Consider the following 16350-nt stretch of genomic DNA (forward strand, 5'->3'; position numbering starts at 1 on the left):
GAGGCCCTAATGAGCCTTGCAACAACGATTTTCCTGTTGATCTGCGGTTGGCTGGCGGTAGCCAGCGCCATGTTGTGGGGGGTCATGCGCGTAACTCGCCGGCATCACCACCCCCACGTCAAACCCGCGGCACCGGCCGAACACCCCAAGGCAGCAGCGCATCACGCCTAGCCGGGCATGCAATTGAAGTCTTGAGTCGCTGCCACTTCCTTGCCGTGCCCGTCCTTGAGGACGGCACGCACGGTGGTGCCCAGGCTCGATTCGGTCAGGGTGTAATGCTCACCCGCCTGGAAATGCTTGTACTCGACCCGGCCCTGGCAGTCCTGCTGATTGTCATCGCCTGCCTCCTCCTCGAATAAGGTCACATCCAGGCGATGGTCACCCGGTGTCACCTCGAAAAAGCGCCCGTCGTCCACGCGCTTGCCGTCGACACGCTCGGCCATCAGGTCGTTCGGCGCCTCTTCTTTCAAACCAATCCAGGCTTCGCTCGGGTCAGCCTTGGGAATCGGACCGGCGCAGGCCGACAACAACAAAACAGCACCAAGGGCTGGAATCAACAACAACGGTTTAAGTGACATGGCAGGGCTCCAAAGGACATCAGAAAAAAACGTTGGACGGCGTACAAATGTGTCGCGTCCGATGGGAGACAAGCTTGGAGAGCTGCCCTTTGTAGAACAAATGAATACATATGAAACGATCTTCAGCCGTTAACTAAATGTTCCTTCACCTGGCTGAAAGGTGCGTGTTAGGTGGGTCGGGCAAGACTGCCGGGGTTTGCAATCCTGCTCCCTCGGAGGTTCACGCATGCTCGGGCTGGTAAAGACCGCACTGCAAAAGCCGTACACGTTTATCGTGTTGGCCATATTCATCTGTATCGTCGGGCCGATGGCGGCCCTGAAAACCCCTACGGATGTTTTCCCCGATATCGGCATCCCCGTCGTCGCGGTGGTCTGGCAGTACAACGGCTTGTCGCCGGACGCCATGGCCGGTCGGGTGATCTACACCTACGAACGCTCCCTGAGCACCACCGTCAACGACATCGAACACATCGAATCGCAATCGCTGCCCGGCATGGGCATCGTCAAGATCTTCTTCCAGCCCGGTGTGGACATTCGCACCGCCAACGCGCAAGTGACCGCGGTGTCACAAACCGTGCTCAAGCAGATGCCACCGGGCATCACGCCACCGCTGATCCTCAACTACAGCGCCTCCACGGTGCCGATCCTGCAAATGGCGTTCTCCAGCCCCAGCCTTTCGGAAGCCAAGATCCGTGACCTGGTGCAGAACAATATTCGCCTGCCGCTGAGCGCCCTGCCCGGCCTGGCCATGCCCACGCCCATGGGCGGCAAGCAGCGCCAGATCACCCTCGACCTCGACCCGCAAGCCCTGGCGGCCAAAGGCTTGTCGGCGCAGGACGTGGGCAACGCCCTGGCGCTGCAGAACCAGATCATCCCGGTGGGCACCGCCAAACTCGGCCCCGACGAATACACGATCCTGCTCAACAACAGCCCCAAGGCGATTGATGAGCTCAACGACCTGCCGATCAAGACCGTCGATGGCGCACTGATCACCATCGGCCAAGTGGCCCACGTGCGTGACGGCTCGCCGCCGCAGACCAACATCGTGCGCGTCGACGGCCACCGCGCAGTGCTCATGCCGGCGTTGAAAAACGGCAGCATCTCGACCCTGTCGATCATCGACGGCATCCGCCAGATGTTGCCGCGCATCAACGAAACCCTGCCACCGTCGCTGAAGACCTCGCTGCTGGGCGACGCCTCGGTGTTCGTCAAGCAATCGGTGGGCAGCGTGGCCCAGGAAGGCATCATCGCCGCACTGCTGACCAGTGCGATGATCCTGCTTTTCCTCGGCAGCTGGCGTTCGACGTTGATCATCGCCGCGTCGATTCCCTTGGCGGTGCTGTCGGCGATCGCGCTGCTGGCGGTCACCGGGCAAACCCTCAACGTCATGACCCTGGGCGGGCTGGCGTTGGCGGTGGGGATTCTGGTGGACGACGCCACGGTCACCATCGAAAACATCAACTGGCACCTGGAACAAGGCAAGGCGGTGAAGACCGCGATCCTCGACGGCGCCGCACAAATCGTCGGCCCGGCGTTCGTCTCGCTGCTGTGCATCTGCATCGTGTTCGTGCCGATGTTCCTGCTGCAAGGCATCGCCGGCTACCTGTTCCGGCCAATGGCGCTGGCGGTGATTTTCGCCATGGCCAGCTCGTTCATCCTTTCGCGCACCCTGGTGCCGACCCTGGCGATGTTCCTGCTCAAGCCGCACACCCCGGAACAAGGCGCCGGGCATCACCCCGAAGATGCATTCATCAACCACCACGAAGGCGATCAGCACAAAAAACCGCGCAACGCCGTGCTGCAATCGGTGCTTAATTTTCAGCAAGGCTTCGAGCGCCACTTCTCGAATATCCGCGACAGCTACCACGGCTTGCTGATTCTTGCGCTGGGCAACCGCAAGCGCTTTATCGTCGGTTTCCTGGCCTGCGTGCTCGCCTCGTTCCTGCTGTTGCCCAGCCTGGGCCAGGACTTCTTCCCGGCCACCGACGCCGGCGCCCTCGCCCTTCATGTGCGTTTGCCGCTGGGCACGCGGATTGAAGAAAGCGCGGCGGCGTTCGACCGGATTGAAGCGCGGATTCGCGAAGTGATACCCGCCGAAGAACTCGACACCATCGTCGACAACATCGGCATTCCGCTCAGCGGCATCGACATGGCCTACAGCAGCAGCGGCACCATCGGCCCGCAGGATGGCGACATCCAGGTCACGCTGAAAAAGGACCACGCGCCCACCGCCGACTACGTGAAAAAACTGCGTGAAGCCTTGCCCGAAAGCTTCCCCGGCAGCCACTTCGCGTTCCTGCCGGCAGACATCAGCAGCCAGATCCTCAACTTCGGCGCACCGGCCCCGCTGGACGTAAAAATCTCCGGGCGCAGCGATGAAGAAAACCGCACCTACGCGGTGGAACTCGAACGTCGCCTTTCGCACATTCCGGGCATCGCCGACCTGCGCATCCAGCAGTCCACCGGCTACCCGTCGCTGCAAGTCAATGTTGATCGCATGCGCGCCAATGGTCTGGGCATCACCGAGCGGGACGTGACCAACAGCATGGTCGCCTCCCTCGCCGGCAGCTCGCAAACCGCGCCGACCTTCTGGCTCAACCCGGCCAACGGCGTGTCGTACTCCATCGTGGCCGCAACGCCGCAATACCGCCTCGACAGCCTGCCGTCACTGGAAGCCTTGCCGGTCACCGGGGCCGATGGCCAGTCGCAGATCCTCGGCGGCGTTGCCACCATCTCCCGCGTGCAAAGCCCGGCGGTGGTGACCCACTACAACATCGAACCCACCCTGGACCTGTATGCCAACGTGCAGGGCCGCGACCTCGGCGGCGTGGCGCGCGACGTGCAAAAAGTGCTGGATGACACCGCCTCCATGCGCCCCAAAGGCGCGGTGATCAGCCTGCATGGGCAGATCGATGCGCTGCACGAAGCCTTCAGTGGTTTGAGCTTCGGCCTGCTCGGCGCCGTGGTGCTGATCTACTTGCTGATCGTGGTCAACTTCCAATCCTGGGCTGACCCGTTCGTGATCATCACCGCCTTGCCGGCCGCGCTGGCGGGCATCGTGTGGATGCTGTTCCTCAGCGGCACCTCGCTGTCGGTGCCAGCGTTGACCGGGGCCATCCTGTGCATGGGCGTGGCCACCGCCAACTCGATCCTGGTGGTGAGCTTCTGCCGTGAACGCCTGGCCGAACATGGCGATGCGTTGAAGGCCGCCATGGAGGCCGGTTACACGCGCTTCCGGCCGGTGTGCATGACGGCCCTGGCGATGATCATCGGCATGTTGCCGCTGGCGTTGTCCGAAGAGCAGAACTCGCCCCTTGGCCGGGCGGTGATCGGCGGCTTGATCTTCGCCACCGTCGCCACCCTGTTGTTTGTACCCGTGGTCTTCAGCCTGGTCCACGGTCGTCACCCTACTCGCGCTGCTGCTGGAGAAACTTCACATGTCGTCTGATCACAAACCCTCGCGCAAGCGTCTGATGCTCATGGGTGTCGGCGGCCTGACACTGGCCGCCCTGTTGGTCGCCAACGGCCTGCACGCCCGCACGATGCACGAACAATCGGTGAGTGCCTGGACCGAAACCGCCGCGATCCCGCAAGTGATGGTGTTCCAACCCAAACAGAACGTGGCCGGCGATACCTTGCGCCTGCCCGCGCACCTTGAGGCGTGGAGCAAGGCGCCGATCCACGCGCGGGTCAGCGGTTACTTGAAGGACTGGAAAGCCGACATCGGCACCCAGGTCAAAGCCGGGCAAGTGCTCGCCGAAATCGACAGCCCCGACCTCGACCAGCAAATGGCGCAGACCCACGCGCGCCTGGTGCAGGAGCAGGCCAACGCACGCCTGGCCGAAACCACCGCCACGCGCTGGCAGAACCTGTTGGCCAGCCATTCGGTGTCGCGTCAGGAGGCCGATGAAAAAACCTCCAACGCTGCCGCCGCCAAAGCCAACGCCGAGGCGGCCGCCGCCGACTACGCACGGCTGTCGGCACTGGAAAGCTACAAGACCATCCGCGCGCCGTTCGCCGGCACCATCACCGCGCGCAACACCGACATCGGCCAGTTGATCAAGGCCGACACCGACAGCGACCTGGAGCTGTTCAACATTGCCGATACCCATCAACTCAGACTCTACGTGCCGGTGCCGCAGAACTATGCAGCCGTGATTCATCCAGGGTTAGAAGCCGAGCTGACGGTGCCCGAGCACCCCGGCGAACACTTCAAGGCGCGCCTGATCGGCGACTCCACCGCCATCGACCGCCGCTCCGGCACCCTGCTTGCGCAGTTCGTCGCCGACAACCCCAACGGCGAATTGCTGCCCGGTGATTACGCCGAAGCCACCCTGCCGATTCCGGCGGACACCCACGGCGTGAGCATCCCGGCCAGCGCACTGATCTTCCGCGCCCAAGGTACCCAGGTTGCGGTGCTGGACGCGCAAAATCACGTGCACTTGCAAGACATCCACATCGGCCTCGACCTCGGCGAACGCCTGGTGATCGACCAAGGCCTGAAACCCGCCGACCGCGTGGTCGACAACCCGCCCGATGCCCTGCGCGAAGGCGACCCCGTGCAACTGGCCGACGCCGGAGGTGCGCATGCGCCCAAGGCTTAAACCCCTGGCGGCGTTGATGCTGCTGCTGTTGCAGGGCTGCTCGATGGCGCCCACCTACAAGGTGCCGTCGGTGGACCTGCCGGCCGGCTATCGCGAACAGACCAGCGATGGCCCGTGGCACAGCGCGCAACCGTCCGACCAACTGGCGCCCGAGTGGTGGAAGCTCTACAACGATCCGCGCCTGACTGACCTGCAACAGCAACTGCTCAAGGCCAACCCGGACCTGGCGGCGGCATTGGCGCATTTCGATGCGTCCCAGGCGTATGCCAGCCAGTTGCACGCCGGGTTGTTCCCGCAAATTACCGCCAGTGCGCAGCCGCTGCGTCAGCGGCAATCGGATTCGCGGCCGCTGCGCGGGGACACACAGCCGTCGGTGTACAACAGCAATACGGCGGGCTTCTCGCTGAGCTACGACTTGGACCTGTGGGGTAAAATCCGCAACCAGGTCGCGGCCGGCGATGCCCAGGCGCAAGCATCCGGCGATGACTTGGCGGTGGCACGCCTGAGCCTGCAACATCAATTGGCGACGCTGTATGTGCAGCTCAACGGGCTGGATGCGCAGAGCCGGATTCTGAACAGCTCACTGGATGATTTCAACCAGGCATTGCAACTCACGCGCAGCCGTTACGAGGGCCAGATTGCTTCAGAGCTGGACCTCACCCGTGCGCAAAACCAACTGGCCGAAGCCAAGGCGCAACTCGACGAAGTGCGCGGGCAACGCAACCTCACCGAGCATGCGATTGGCGAATTGGTGGGTGTGGCAGCCAGTAACTTCAGCTTGCCGCCCAGCCAGCAATTGATTGCGCTGCCAGGGATTCCGTCGCAGTTGCCCAGCCACCTGTTGCAACGGCGCCCAGACATTGCGGCGGCGGAACGCCGAGTGTTTGCTGCCAATGCCAATATCGGCGTGGCGAAGGCCGCATGGTACCCAGACTTCAGCTTGACCGGGTTGATTGGCGGGCAAACTCAGGGAGTTGGCAACCTGCTGTCCGCCGGTAACCGCTACTGGGCGCTGGGGCCTTTGGTGAACTTGCCGATCTTTGATGGCGGGCGCTTAAGTGCCAATGAACGTCAGGCCAAAGCCGAGTTTGAAGAGGCTTCGGCGCAGTACCGCAGCCACGTGCTCAAAGCCGTGCGCGAGGTGGAAGACAACCTGGCGCAGCTAAGGGATTTGCAGCAGGAAGCGCAGGATGAGCAAGCGGCGGCAGATGCGGCGCAGCACACGCAATCTCTGGCGATGAACAGCTATCAGGCCGGAGCCGTGAGTTACCTGGATGTGGTGACGGCGCAGACAGCGGCGTTGCAGGCGCAAAGGACCTTGCAAGCGGTACAGACGCGGCAGTTGCAGGCGAGTGTGGGGTTGGTCACAGCGCTGGGTGGTGGGTGGCAACCGGGCGCCTGAGATCGCTTGGAGGTTCAGCTCGGTTGTAAAGGTGAGAAAGGGCTCGCCCTCGATGGCGGTGCGCCATAGGGCTCATTTGTAACTGATACACCGCAATCGGGGGCAAGCCCCCTCCCACAGGGGTTTTGCGCCAGACACACAATGTGTGAACACCTCAGATCCAATGTGGGAGGGGGCTTGCCCCCGATGGCGGTGTGCCATAAGGCTTATTTGTAACTGATACACCGCAATCGGGGGCAAGCCCCCTCCCACAGGGGTTTTGCGCCAGACACACAATGTGTGAACACCTCAGATCCAATGTGGGAGGGGGCTTGCCCCCGATGGCGGTGTGCCATAAGGCTTATTTGTAACTGATACACCGCAATCGGGGGCAAGCCCCCTCCCACAGGGGTTCTGCGCCAGACACAAAATGTATGAATACCTCAGATCCAATGTGGGAGGGGGCTTGCCCCCGATGGCGGTGTGCCATAAGGCTTATTTGTATCTGATACACCGCTATCGTGGGCAAGCCCCCTTCCACAGAGGGGCCTGCGCCAGGCACGCGATGTATTAACACCTCAGATCCAATTTGGTTGGGGGCTTGCCCCTCTCACAGGGGTTCTGCGCCAGACACAGCATGTATGAACACCTCAGAGCCAATGTGGGAGGGGGCTTGCCCCCGATGGCGGTGTGCCATAAGGCTTATTTGTATCTGATACACCGCTATCGGGGGCAAGCCCCCTTCCACAGGGGGGCCTGCGCCAGGCACACGATGTATTAACACCTCAGATCCAATTTGGTTGGGGGCTTGCCCCTCTCACAGGGGTTCTGCGCCAGACACAGAATGTATGAACACCTCAGATCCAATGTGGGAGGGGGCTTGCCCCCGATGGCGTCCCTCCAGACACATCCTGCCAAAAGCCTGTCGATCACTCCTGGATTACTCGATCTAGCCTCTCAACACCCATCCAGAGAGAGGCCAAGGAATGCCTGACTTACCCGCTTCACACCGCCTGCGCATTGGACGCTTCAGCGAACTCAACCGCATCTACCTCATCACCACCAACACTCACGAACGCCTTCCCATCTTTAGCAATTTCCATCTGGGTCGCCTGGTGGTCTGGCAATTTCGGCTGGCCCAATACCAAGGACTCGCCAACTCCCTGGCGTGGGTGATCATGCCGGACCATTTCCACTGGATTATCGAACTGCAAAAAAGCTCGCTGGCGGATTTGATGCGGCATGTGAAATCCAAGAGCACGCGGTCCGTCAATGGCGCAAGTGGGCGCAAGGGAAGGCTCTGGCAGGAAAGTTTCCATGACCGAGCGCTACGCAAGGAAGATGACGTAGTGAAGATGGCCAGGTATGTGGTGGCCAATCCACTGCGGGCCGGGTTGGTGGAACGGATTGGCGACTACCCTTTATGGGACGCGATTTGGATCTAGCGCCCAGCAAACCCGTTCAAAGGTGGGAGGGGGCTTGCCCCCGATCGCGGTGTATCAGAGCCAGCTCAGCTAAATGACCCACTGCCATCGGGGGCAAGTCCCCTCCCACATTTTTCAACCGCCGGTCAGGCAGCCAGCTTGCCGCTGGCGATCGCCGCCGAAGCCGCCACCATCGCCCTCAACAACACCGCACACCCCGCCGCCAGGTCATCCGGTGCGGCGTTCTCGATTTCGTTGTGGCTGATGCCGCCTTCGCACGGCACAAAGATCATCCCGGCCGGGCCGAGTTCGGCGACGAAGATCGCGTCGTGCCCTGCCCCGCTGACAATGTCCATGTTCGACAGCCCCAGCCCATTCGCCGCATCCCGCACAGCGTCCACGCAGCCTTTATCGAAATACAGCGGCGGGAAATCGGCGGTGGGTTCCAGCTCAAACGTCAGCCCATGCTTGGCACAGGTTTCGTCAATCACCTTGCGCACTTGGGCAATCATCGAATCCAGGCGTGCCGGTTCCAGGTGACGGAAGTCCAGGGTCATGCGCACCTCACCCGGAATCACGTTGCGCGAGCCGGGATACGCCTGCAGGCAACCGACAGTGCCACACGCATGCGGCTGATGCCCCAGCGCCGCCGCATTCACCGCCGCCACCACGGCCGCCGCGCCCACTAACGCATCCTTGCGCAAGTGCATCGGCGTAGGCCCGGCATGCGCCTCAACACCGCGCAGTTTCAGGTCGAACCACTTCTGTCCCAATGCCCCCAACACCACGCCGATGGTTTTCTTTTCATCCTCAAGAATCGGCCCTTGTTCGATATGCGCCTCGAAGTAAGCCCCGACTTTATGCCCGCTGACCGGCCGCGTGCCCGCATAGCCAATGGCATTGAGCGCATCCCCCACGCTCACGCCCTCCACATCCAGCTTGGCCAAGGTCTCGGCCAGGGTAAATTTCTCGGCAAACACGCCAGAGCCCATCATGCACGGCGGAAAGCGTGAGCCTTCCTCGTTGGTCCACACCACCACTTCCAGCGGTGCTTCGGTTTCGATCTTGAGGTCATTGAGCGTGCGCAGCACTTCCACGCCCGCCAACACGCCGAAGCAACCGTCAAACTTGCCGCCCGTGGGCTGGGTGTCGATATGGCTGCCCGTCATCACTGGCGGCAAGTTGGGATTGCGACCCGGGCGACGGGCGAAGATGTTGCCGATGCCGTCGATGGTCACGGTGCAACCGGCTTCCTCGCACCACTGCACAAACAGGTCACGGGCTTTGCGATCAAGGTCGGTGAGGGCCAGTCGGCACACACCGCCTTTGGGTGTGGCGCCGAATTTGGCCAGGTCCATCAGCGACTGCCACAAGCGGTCGCGGTTGATGTGCTGATGGGTGGATTGCAGCACGTCGATGGCAGCGTTCATGGGGATCTCCTCAGGCTACTGTTCTTATGAATTGACTCGCTCAAATAGGGGGAGCCGGTATGTGTGGGAGCTGGCTTGCCTGCGCTCCAGGCGGCTCGATATTCCTGCAGAGCCGAGGTGATGCAATCGCAGGCAAGCCAGCTCCTACATTGGCCGTTTTTACAAAGGTGATTTAGCGGTGACTGGGCTGATACCACGTTTGGCATTCAACCCGTAATACAACAACCCACCCAGCGCCGATCCGGTAAACCAGCCATAGCTGTAGAACCAGCTGAACGCATCACTGCCCAGCGACAGCAAGGTCAGCACCACGGGCACGCCGAAGGCGATAAAACCGCTCCAGTTCCACGCCGGGTACACGTCGTCACGGTACAAACCGGCCAGGTCGAGCTGCTGTTTGCGGGTGATGAAGTAGTCCACCACCATGATCCCGGCAATCGGCCCCAGCAGGCTTGAATAGCCCAGCAACCAGTTCGAATACACGGTTTCCAGGCTCACGTCCGAGACGATCAGCCCGAGTTTTTTCAGCAGTTCATGGCCCATCAACGCAAGCCCCACCAGGCCAGTGAGGATCACCGCAGTGGTGCGGTTGATCAGCTTGGGCGCGATGTTCTGGAAGTCGTTGGTCGGTGAGACGATGTTCGCCGCAGTGTTGGTGGACAAGGTGGCGATGATGATCAGCAGCATGGCGATGGCCACCCACACCGGGCTCTGGATGTGCCCGATCAAGGTCACCGGGTCGGAGACGCTGACGCCCACCAGTTTCACCGACGCGGCGGTCATGATCACGCCAAGGGCAGCGAACAGGAACATGGTCAGCGGCAGGCCGAAAATCTGCCCGAGAATCTGGTCCTTCTGACTTTTGGCGTAGCGGCTGAAGTCGGGAATATTCAGCGACAATGTCGCCCAGAAACCCACCATCGCCGTGAGCCCCGCCATGAAGTAACCGGTGAGGCTCGCGCCTTCGGGGCGCTTGGGTGGAATCGCCATCAGCTCGCTGATTGACACGTTCGGCATTGCCCACACCAGCAGGCCGATCCCCACCGCCACCAGCAACGGCGCAGACAGGGTTTCGAGGCGTTTGATCGACTCGGCGCCGCGCAGCACCACCCACAGGTTCAGGCACCAGAAAATCATGAAACCGATGACTTCACCGGTACCGCCAAGGGATTTCCAACCCTCGAAAATCGAGCCCAGAAACAGGTGAATTGCCAGCCCGCCGAACATTGTCTGAATGCCAAACCAGCCGCACGCGACCAGCGCGCGAATCAGGCACGGCACGTTGGAGCCGAGGATGCCAAACGAAGAACGCAACAAGACGGGAAACGGAATGCCGTACTTGGTGCCGGGAAACGCGTTAAGGGTCAGCGGGATCAGCACCACGATATTGGCCAGCAAAATCGCCATCAGCGCCTCGCCCACCGACAAGCCGAAGTAGGCGGTGAGCACCCCGCCGAGCGTGTAGGTGGGCACGCAGATCGACATGCCGATCCACAGCGCGGTGATGTGCCACGTGTTCCAGGTGCGTTCATGCACCTTGGTCGGTGCCATGTCGTGGTTGTAGCGGGGGCTGTCGAGGACGTCGGCGCCGGCGTCGAGTTCGTACAGGCCGTTGCGTTCAATGACTTGCGATCTGTTCTGTTGCATGGCCGCTCCACGGTTTTTTCGAATTATTGTTGCTCACCCGACGCTAAGCGCAGGGTGGCCGGAGTACCTCGTAAACAACATGACATCACGGGCCCGGCCAGCCGCCACTGCACTCAATAACCGTGCCGACCTGCCACCTTGAACCCGCACCGCTTATATAACGTGCTGATGTTAATCAGCTTTCCGATTGCGCCTTCGGAACTTGCCGCCTCACTCAGGCTACATAATGCGAAGTTGCCGAACTGTCAGGACTCAATCTGGTGCAACACAATTATTTTTATTTCCTGTCGCCGTCAAGGGGCATGTCTCAAGCGTCTGATTTGCAATAAGAAATGTTGCTCAAATCAAGAACCTGTCAAGTGCGTCAAAATGGTTAACGGTCGCCACATTTTGGTGAATTTATATTTTTATCGTTATTAATCAATGAGTTAAAACCAATATAAGCTTATAAAAAATCTTCTTGCTCATTCGAAAAACTCCGGCTAGTTTCTATTCCTGTCACCGATGACAGGATTTAATTGTTCATCGGCAAGCAGCATTACAACACTTAGAACTGGCACAAGCCGGTCAAGCCTGTGAGGAACTCGACATGTCGCTGTTGATCCGTGGCGCCACCGTTATTACCCATGATGAAAGTTACCGCGCCGATGTGTTTTGCGCAGGCGGTCTAATTCGCGCTATTGGCACGGATCTGGATATTCCCGCCGGCACTCAAATACTCGATGGCGGTGGCCAATATTTGATGCCCGGCGGCATCGATCCGCATACGCACATGCAATTGCCCTTCATGGGCACTGTGGCCAGTGAAGACTTTTTCAGTGGCACCGCGGCAGGCCTGGCGGGCGGCACCACCTCGATCATCGACTTTGTGATTCCCAACCCGCAGCAATCCTTGATGGAAGCCTTCCACCAGTGGCGCGGCTGGGCGCAAAAGTCTGCCTCCGACTACGGTTTTCACGTGGCGATCACCTGGTGGAGCGAACAGGTGCGCGAGGAAATGGCCGAACTGGTCAGCCACCACGGCATTAACAGCTTCAAGCATTTCATGGCCTACAAGAACGCGATCATGGCGGCTGATGACACCCTGGTCGCCAGCTTCGAGCGCTGCCTTGAACTCGGCGCAGTGCCGACGGTGCACGCAGAAAACGGCGAGCTGGTGTATCACCTGCAACGCAAGCTGATGGCCCAGGGCATCACCGGGCCGGAGGCGCACCCGCTGTCGCGCCCGTCCCAGGTCGAAGGCGAGGCCGCCAGCCGTGCGATTCGTATCGCCGAAACCATCGGCACGCCGCTGTACCTGGTGCACGTATCGACCAAGGAGGCGCTGGATGAAATCACCTATGCCCGTGGCAAGGGCCAGGCGGTGTACGGCGAAGTGCTCGCCGGCCACCTGCTGCTCGACGACAGCGTTTACCAACACCCTGACTGGCAAACCGCTGCCGGCTACGTGATGAGCCCGCCATTCCGCCCGCGCGGGCATCAGGAGGCGCTGTGGCACGGCCTGCAATCGGGCAACCTGCACACCACCGCCACCGACCATTGCTGCTTCTGCGCCGAGCAAAAAGCCGCCGGCCGTGACGATTTCAGCAAAATCCCCAACGGCACTGCCGGTATCGAAGACCGCATGGCGTTGCTGTGGCACGAAGGCGTCAACACCGGGCGCCTGTCGATGCAGGAATTTGTCGCGCTGACTTCCACCAATACTGCAAAGATCTTCAATCTTTACCCACGCAAAGGCGCGATTCGCGTGGGTGCCGATGCTGACTTGGTGCTGTGGGACCCCGAGGGTACGCGGACGATTTCGGCCAAGACCCACCACCAGAAAGTCGATTTCAATATCTTCGAAGGCAAGACCGTACGCGGCGTGCCGAGCCACACCGTCAGCCAGGGCAAGCTGGTCTGGGCCGATGGCGACCTGCGCGCCGAACGCGGCGCCGGGCGGTATGTAGAACGCCCGGCGTACCCGTCGGTGTTCGAGCAGTTGAGCAAGCGGGCGGAGCATTCCAGGCCTGTCGCTGTGAAACGCTGATACCGCCAATCGCGGGCAAGCCCGCTCCCACATTCGATCGGGTTTACACAATCCAACTGTGGGAGCTGGCTTGCCTGCGACAAGGCCAGCCCAGGCAACACAAAAACCAATGCCCATCAGAGGCAGCACCTCAATAACCGTGAGGCCAAAACCGTGATCCAGACCCTGACCCACCTCCCCCATCCCCATGAAGATGGGCCGACACTCGCCAGCCATTTCACCGACCTGGCGCCGCCCCTCAATGCGCGCCAGGCTGCACTTGAAGCGTCGCGCTGCCTGTATTGCTACGACGCGCCGTGCGTCAATGCGTGCCCCAGCGAGATCGATATCCCGTCGTTCATTCGCAATATCCACACTGAAAACGTTCAGGGCGCGGCGCAGAAGATTCTTTCGGCCAACATCCTCGGCGGCAGTTGCGCACGGGTTTGCCCCACCGAAATTCTGTGCCAGCAGGCCTGCGTGCGTAACAACGCCGAAGAATGCGCGCCGGTGCTGATCGGCCTGTTGCAACGCTACGCCATCGACAACGCGCACTTCAGCGAACACCCCTTCCAGCGCGCCGCGCCCACCGGCAAGCGCATCGCCGTGGTCGGCGCCGGGCCTGCGGGGTTGGCCTGTGCGCATCGCGCCGCCCTGCACGGCCATGACGTGGTGATTTTCGAAGCGCGGGAAAAAGCCGGCGGCCTGAATGAATACGGAATCGCCAAGTACAAACTGGTGGATGACTTTGCCCAGAAGGAACTGGATTTCCTCCTGCAGATTGGCGGCATCGAGATCCGCCACGGCCAGCGCCTGGGTGACAACCTGACCTTGAGCGAGCTGCACCAGCAATTCGACTCCGTGTTTCTTGGCCTCGGCCTCGCCGCCAGCAAACAGCTCGGCCTGCCACACGAGGACGCCCCCGGCCTGCTGGCCGCCACCGACTACATCCGCGAATTGCGCCAGGCCGATGACCTTACCCAACTGCCGCTGGCCGACCGCTGCATCGTGCTTGGCGCGGGCAACACCGCCATCGACATGGCCGTGCAAATGGCCCGCCTTGGCGCCCGCGATGTGAACCTGGTGTACCGCCGTGGCTTGGCGGACATGGGCGCCACCCACCATGAGCAGGACATCGCCAAGGCCAATCAGGTGCGCCTGCTGACCTGGGCCCAACCCGAAGAAGTGTTGCTCGATGATCAAGGCCACGTGCGCGGCATGCGCTTCGCTCGCACACGCCTGGACAACGGCCGCCTGCACCCTACCGGCGAGACCTTCGAACTGGCTGCCGATGCGATTTTCAAAGCCATCGGTCAGGGCTTCGACAACGAAGCATTGCACGACCCGCTGGCCCAGCAACTGCATCGCGTGGGCGAACGCATCTTTGTTGACGAACACCTGCGCACCAGTATTCCCGGGGTGTACGCCGGCGGCGATTGCGTCAGCCTTGGCCAGGACCTCACCGTGCAGGCGGTACAACACGGCAAGCTGGCGGCTGAAGCCATGCACGCCCAACTCATGCTGAATGTGGAGGCTGCGTAATGGCCGATCTCTCGATTGTGTTCGCCGGTATCAAAGCCCCCAACCCGTTCTGGCTGGCCTCCGCACCGCCCACCGACAAGGCCTACAACGTGGTCCGCGCCTTTGAAGCCGGCTGGGGCGGCGTGGTCTGGAAAACCCTCGGTGAAGACCCGGCGGCGGTTAACGTGTCGTCACGCTACTCGGCGCACTTCGGCGCCAACCGTGAAGTGTTGGGCATCAATAACATCGAGTTGATCACCGACCGCTCGCTGGAGATCAACCTGCGCGAAATCACCCAGGTGAAAAAGGACTGGCCGGACCGCGCGCTGATTGTGTCGCTGATGGTGCCCTGTGTTGAAGAATCCTGGAAAAACATCCTGCCGCTGGTGGAAGCCACCGGCTGCGACGGCATCGAGCTGAACTTCGGTTGCCCCCACGGCATGCCCGAGCGAGGCATGGGCGCAGCGGTCGGCCAGGTGCCGGAATACGTGGAACAGGTGACGCGCTGGTGCAAGACGTATTGCTCGCTGCCGGTGATCGTCAAGCTCACGCCCAATATCACTGACATCCGCGTGGCCGCGCGTGCGGCGTATCGCGGCGGTGCGGACGCGGTATCGCTGATCAACACCATCAACTCCATCACCAGTGTCGACCTTGAGCGCATGGTCGCCCTGCCGGTGGTCGGCACCCAAAGTACCCATGGCGGGTATTGCGGCTCGGCCGTCAAGCCGATCGCGTTGAACATGGTCGCGGAAATCGCCCGCGACCCGCAGACCCAAGGCCTGCCGATCTGCGGGATTGGCGGCATCGGCAACTGGCGCGACGCGGCGGAATTCGTCGCACTGGGTTGCGGCGCGGTGCAGGTGTGCACGGCGGCGATGCTGCATGGCTTTCGGATTGTGGAAGAGATGAAGGACGGCCTATCGCGGTGGATGGACAGCCAAGGCTACAAAAGCCTGCAGGAATTTTCCGGGCGGGCGGTGGGCAATACCACCGATTGGAAGTACCTGGATATCAATTATCAGGTGATCGCCAAGATTGACCAGCAAGCCTGCATTGGCTGTGGGCGTTGCCACATTGCCTGTGAGGACACGTCGCACCAGGCTATCGCGAGCTTGAAGCAACTGGATGGCACGCATAAATACGAGGTGATCGATGATGAGTGCGTGGGCTGCAATTTGTGCCAGATCACCTGCCCGGTGGCCGATTGCATCGAGATGGTGCCGATGGAGACGGGCAAGCCGTTTTTGAATTGGACGCAGGACCCACGTAATCCGTATCGGGAGGCGGTGTAGTCCTGTAGACCGCTATCGCAGGCAAGCCAGCTCCCACACTTGAATGTGTTCACCCATCAACTGTGGGAGCTGGCTTGCCTGCGGTAGGGCCATCAGCCCTCACACAAGGCTCAAGGCTCCAACCCCACTGGACCGCCTTGGCGAGCAAGCCCGCGCCCACAGCCGACAGCATTCCTTCAGGCAAAACGCGGTCAACTGTGGGAGCTGGCTTGCCTGCGATAGGGCCATAAGCCCTCACACAAGGCTCAAGGCTCCAACCCCACTGGACCGCCTTGGCGAGCAAGCCCGCGCCCACAGCCGACAGCATTCCTTCAGGCAAAACGCGGTCAACTGTGGGAGCTGGCTTGCCTGCGATAGGGCCATCAGCCCTCACACAAGGCTCAAGGCTCCAACCCAACTGGACCGCCTTGGCGAGCAAGCCTGCGCCCACAGCCGACAGCATTCCTTCAGGCAAAACGCGGT

At 61.3% G+C, this 16350-nt stretch carries 11 protein-coding genes; 8 read left to right on the top strand and 3 right to left on the bottom strand.

The features are described 5' to 3' along the window. The first annotated feature begins 9 nt into the window (after window positions 1-9). Window positions 10-171 (top strand): hypothetical protein, encoded by a 162-nt coding sequence (locus tag C4J83_RS30540; RefSeq protein WP_164487950.1) that lies wholly within the window; start codon window positions 10-12, stop codon window positions 169-171. Here the strand turns inward: C4J83_RS30540 and C4J83_RS19340 are convergent. Further along, window positions 168-578 (bottom strand): PA0061/PA0062 family lipoprotein, encoded by a 411-nt coding sequence (locus tag C4J83_RS19340; protein ID WP_106578850.1) that lies wholly within the window; start codon window positions 576-578, stop codon window positions 168-170. The genes C4J83_RS30540 and C4J83_RS19340 overlap by 4 nt on opposite strands. Window positions 579-804: 226 nt before the next feature. On the opposite strand from C4J83_RS19340, the gene C4J83_RS19345 reads away from it, so the two are divergent. The 4 genes from C4J83_RS19345 (at window position 805) to C4J83_RS19360 (ending at window position 8008) form a co-directional block, all read left to right on the top strand. Further along, the gene (locus tag C4J83_RS19345; RefSeq protein ID WP_119735669.1) at window positions 805-4026 is read left to right on the top strand and encodes an efflux RND transporter permease subunit; all 3222 of its coding nucleotides are present in this window, start codon (window positions 805-807) and stop codon (window positions 4024-4026) included. Continuing rightward, the gene (locus C4J83_RS19350) at window positions 4016-5182 is read left to right on the top strand and encodes an efflux RND transporter periplasmic adaptor subunit (protein ID WP_124417934.1); all 1167 of its coding nucleotides are present in this window, start codon (window positions 4016-4018) and stop codon (window positions 5180-5182) included. Before C4J83_RS19345 ends, C4J83_RS19350 begins: the two co-directional genes overlap by 11 nt. Next, window positions 5166-6584, top strand: coding sequence for an efflux transporter outer membrane subunit (locus C4J83_RS19355; RefSeq protein WP_124417935.1), 1419 nt, complete (start codon window positions 5166-5168; stop codon window positions 6582-6584). The genes C4J83_RS19350 and C4J83_RS19355 overlap by 17 nt, the downstream gene beginning before the upstream one ends. Window positions 6585-7549: 965 nt before the next feature. Next, the gene (locus tag C4J83_RS19360; RefSeq protein ID WP_124417936.1) at window positions 7550-8008 is read left to right on the top strand and encodes an REP-associated tyrosine transposase; all 459 of its coding nucleotides are present in this window, start codon (window positions 7550-7552) and stop codon (window positions 8006-8008) included. Window positions 8009-8133: 125 nt separating this feature from the next. On the opposite strand, the gene C4J83_RS19365 is transcribed toward C4J83_RS19360, so the two are convergent. Both C4J83_RS19365 and C4J83_RS19370 read right to left on the bottom strand, forming a co-directional pair. Next, window positions 8134-9417, bottom strand: a complete 1284-nt coding sequence (locus C4J83_RS19365) for a Zn-dependent hydrolase (RefSeq protein WP_124417937.1) — start codon at window positions 9415-9417, stop codon at window positions 8134-8136. A gap of 159 nt (window positions 9418-9576) precedes the next feature. Next, window positions 9577-11064 carry an NCS1 family nucleobase:cation symporter-1 gene (locus C4J83_RS19370; RefSeq protein WP_124417938.1) on the bottom strand — a complete coding sequence of 496 codons (1488 nt, stop codon included), beginning with the start codon at window positions 11062-11064 and terminating at the stop codon, window positions 9577-9579. Window positions 11065-11653: 589 nt separating this feature from the next. On the opposite strand from C4J83_RS19370, the gene hydA reads away from it, so the two are divergent. From hydA to preA, 3 genes are all read left to right on the top strand, one after another. Beyond that, window positions 11654-13093: a dihydropyrimidinase gene (gene hydA / locus C4J83_RS19375; RefSeq protein WP_124417939.1), complete on the top strand. Its 1440-nt coding sequence runs from the start codon at window positions 11654-11656 to the stop codon at window positions 13091-13093. Between the two features lie 153 nt (window positions 13094-13246). Continuing rightward, window positions 13247-14614 (top strand): NAD(P)-dependent oxidoreductase, encoded by a 1368-nt coding sequence (locus C4J83_RS19380; protein ID WP_124417940.1) that lies wholly within the window; start codon window positions 13247-13249, stop codon window positions 14612-14614. Then, a complete protein-coding gene (gene preA / locus C4J83_RS19385) occupies window positions 14614-15888 on the top strand; it encodes an NAD-dependent dihydropyrimidine dehydrogenase subunit PreA (protein ID WP_124417941.1) in 1275 nt (424 codons plus the stop codon). The genes C4J83_RS19380 and preA overlap by 1 nt, the downstream gene beginning before the upstream one ends. Window positions 15889-16350: the final 462 nt, after the last annotated feature.

The organism is Pseudomonas sp. LBUM920 (assembly GCF_003852315.1).
Taxonomy (GTDB): Bacteria; Pseudomonadota; Gammaproteobacteria; order Pseudomonadales; family Pseudomonadaceae; genus Aquipseudomonas.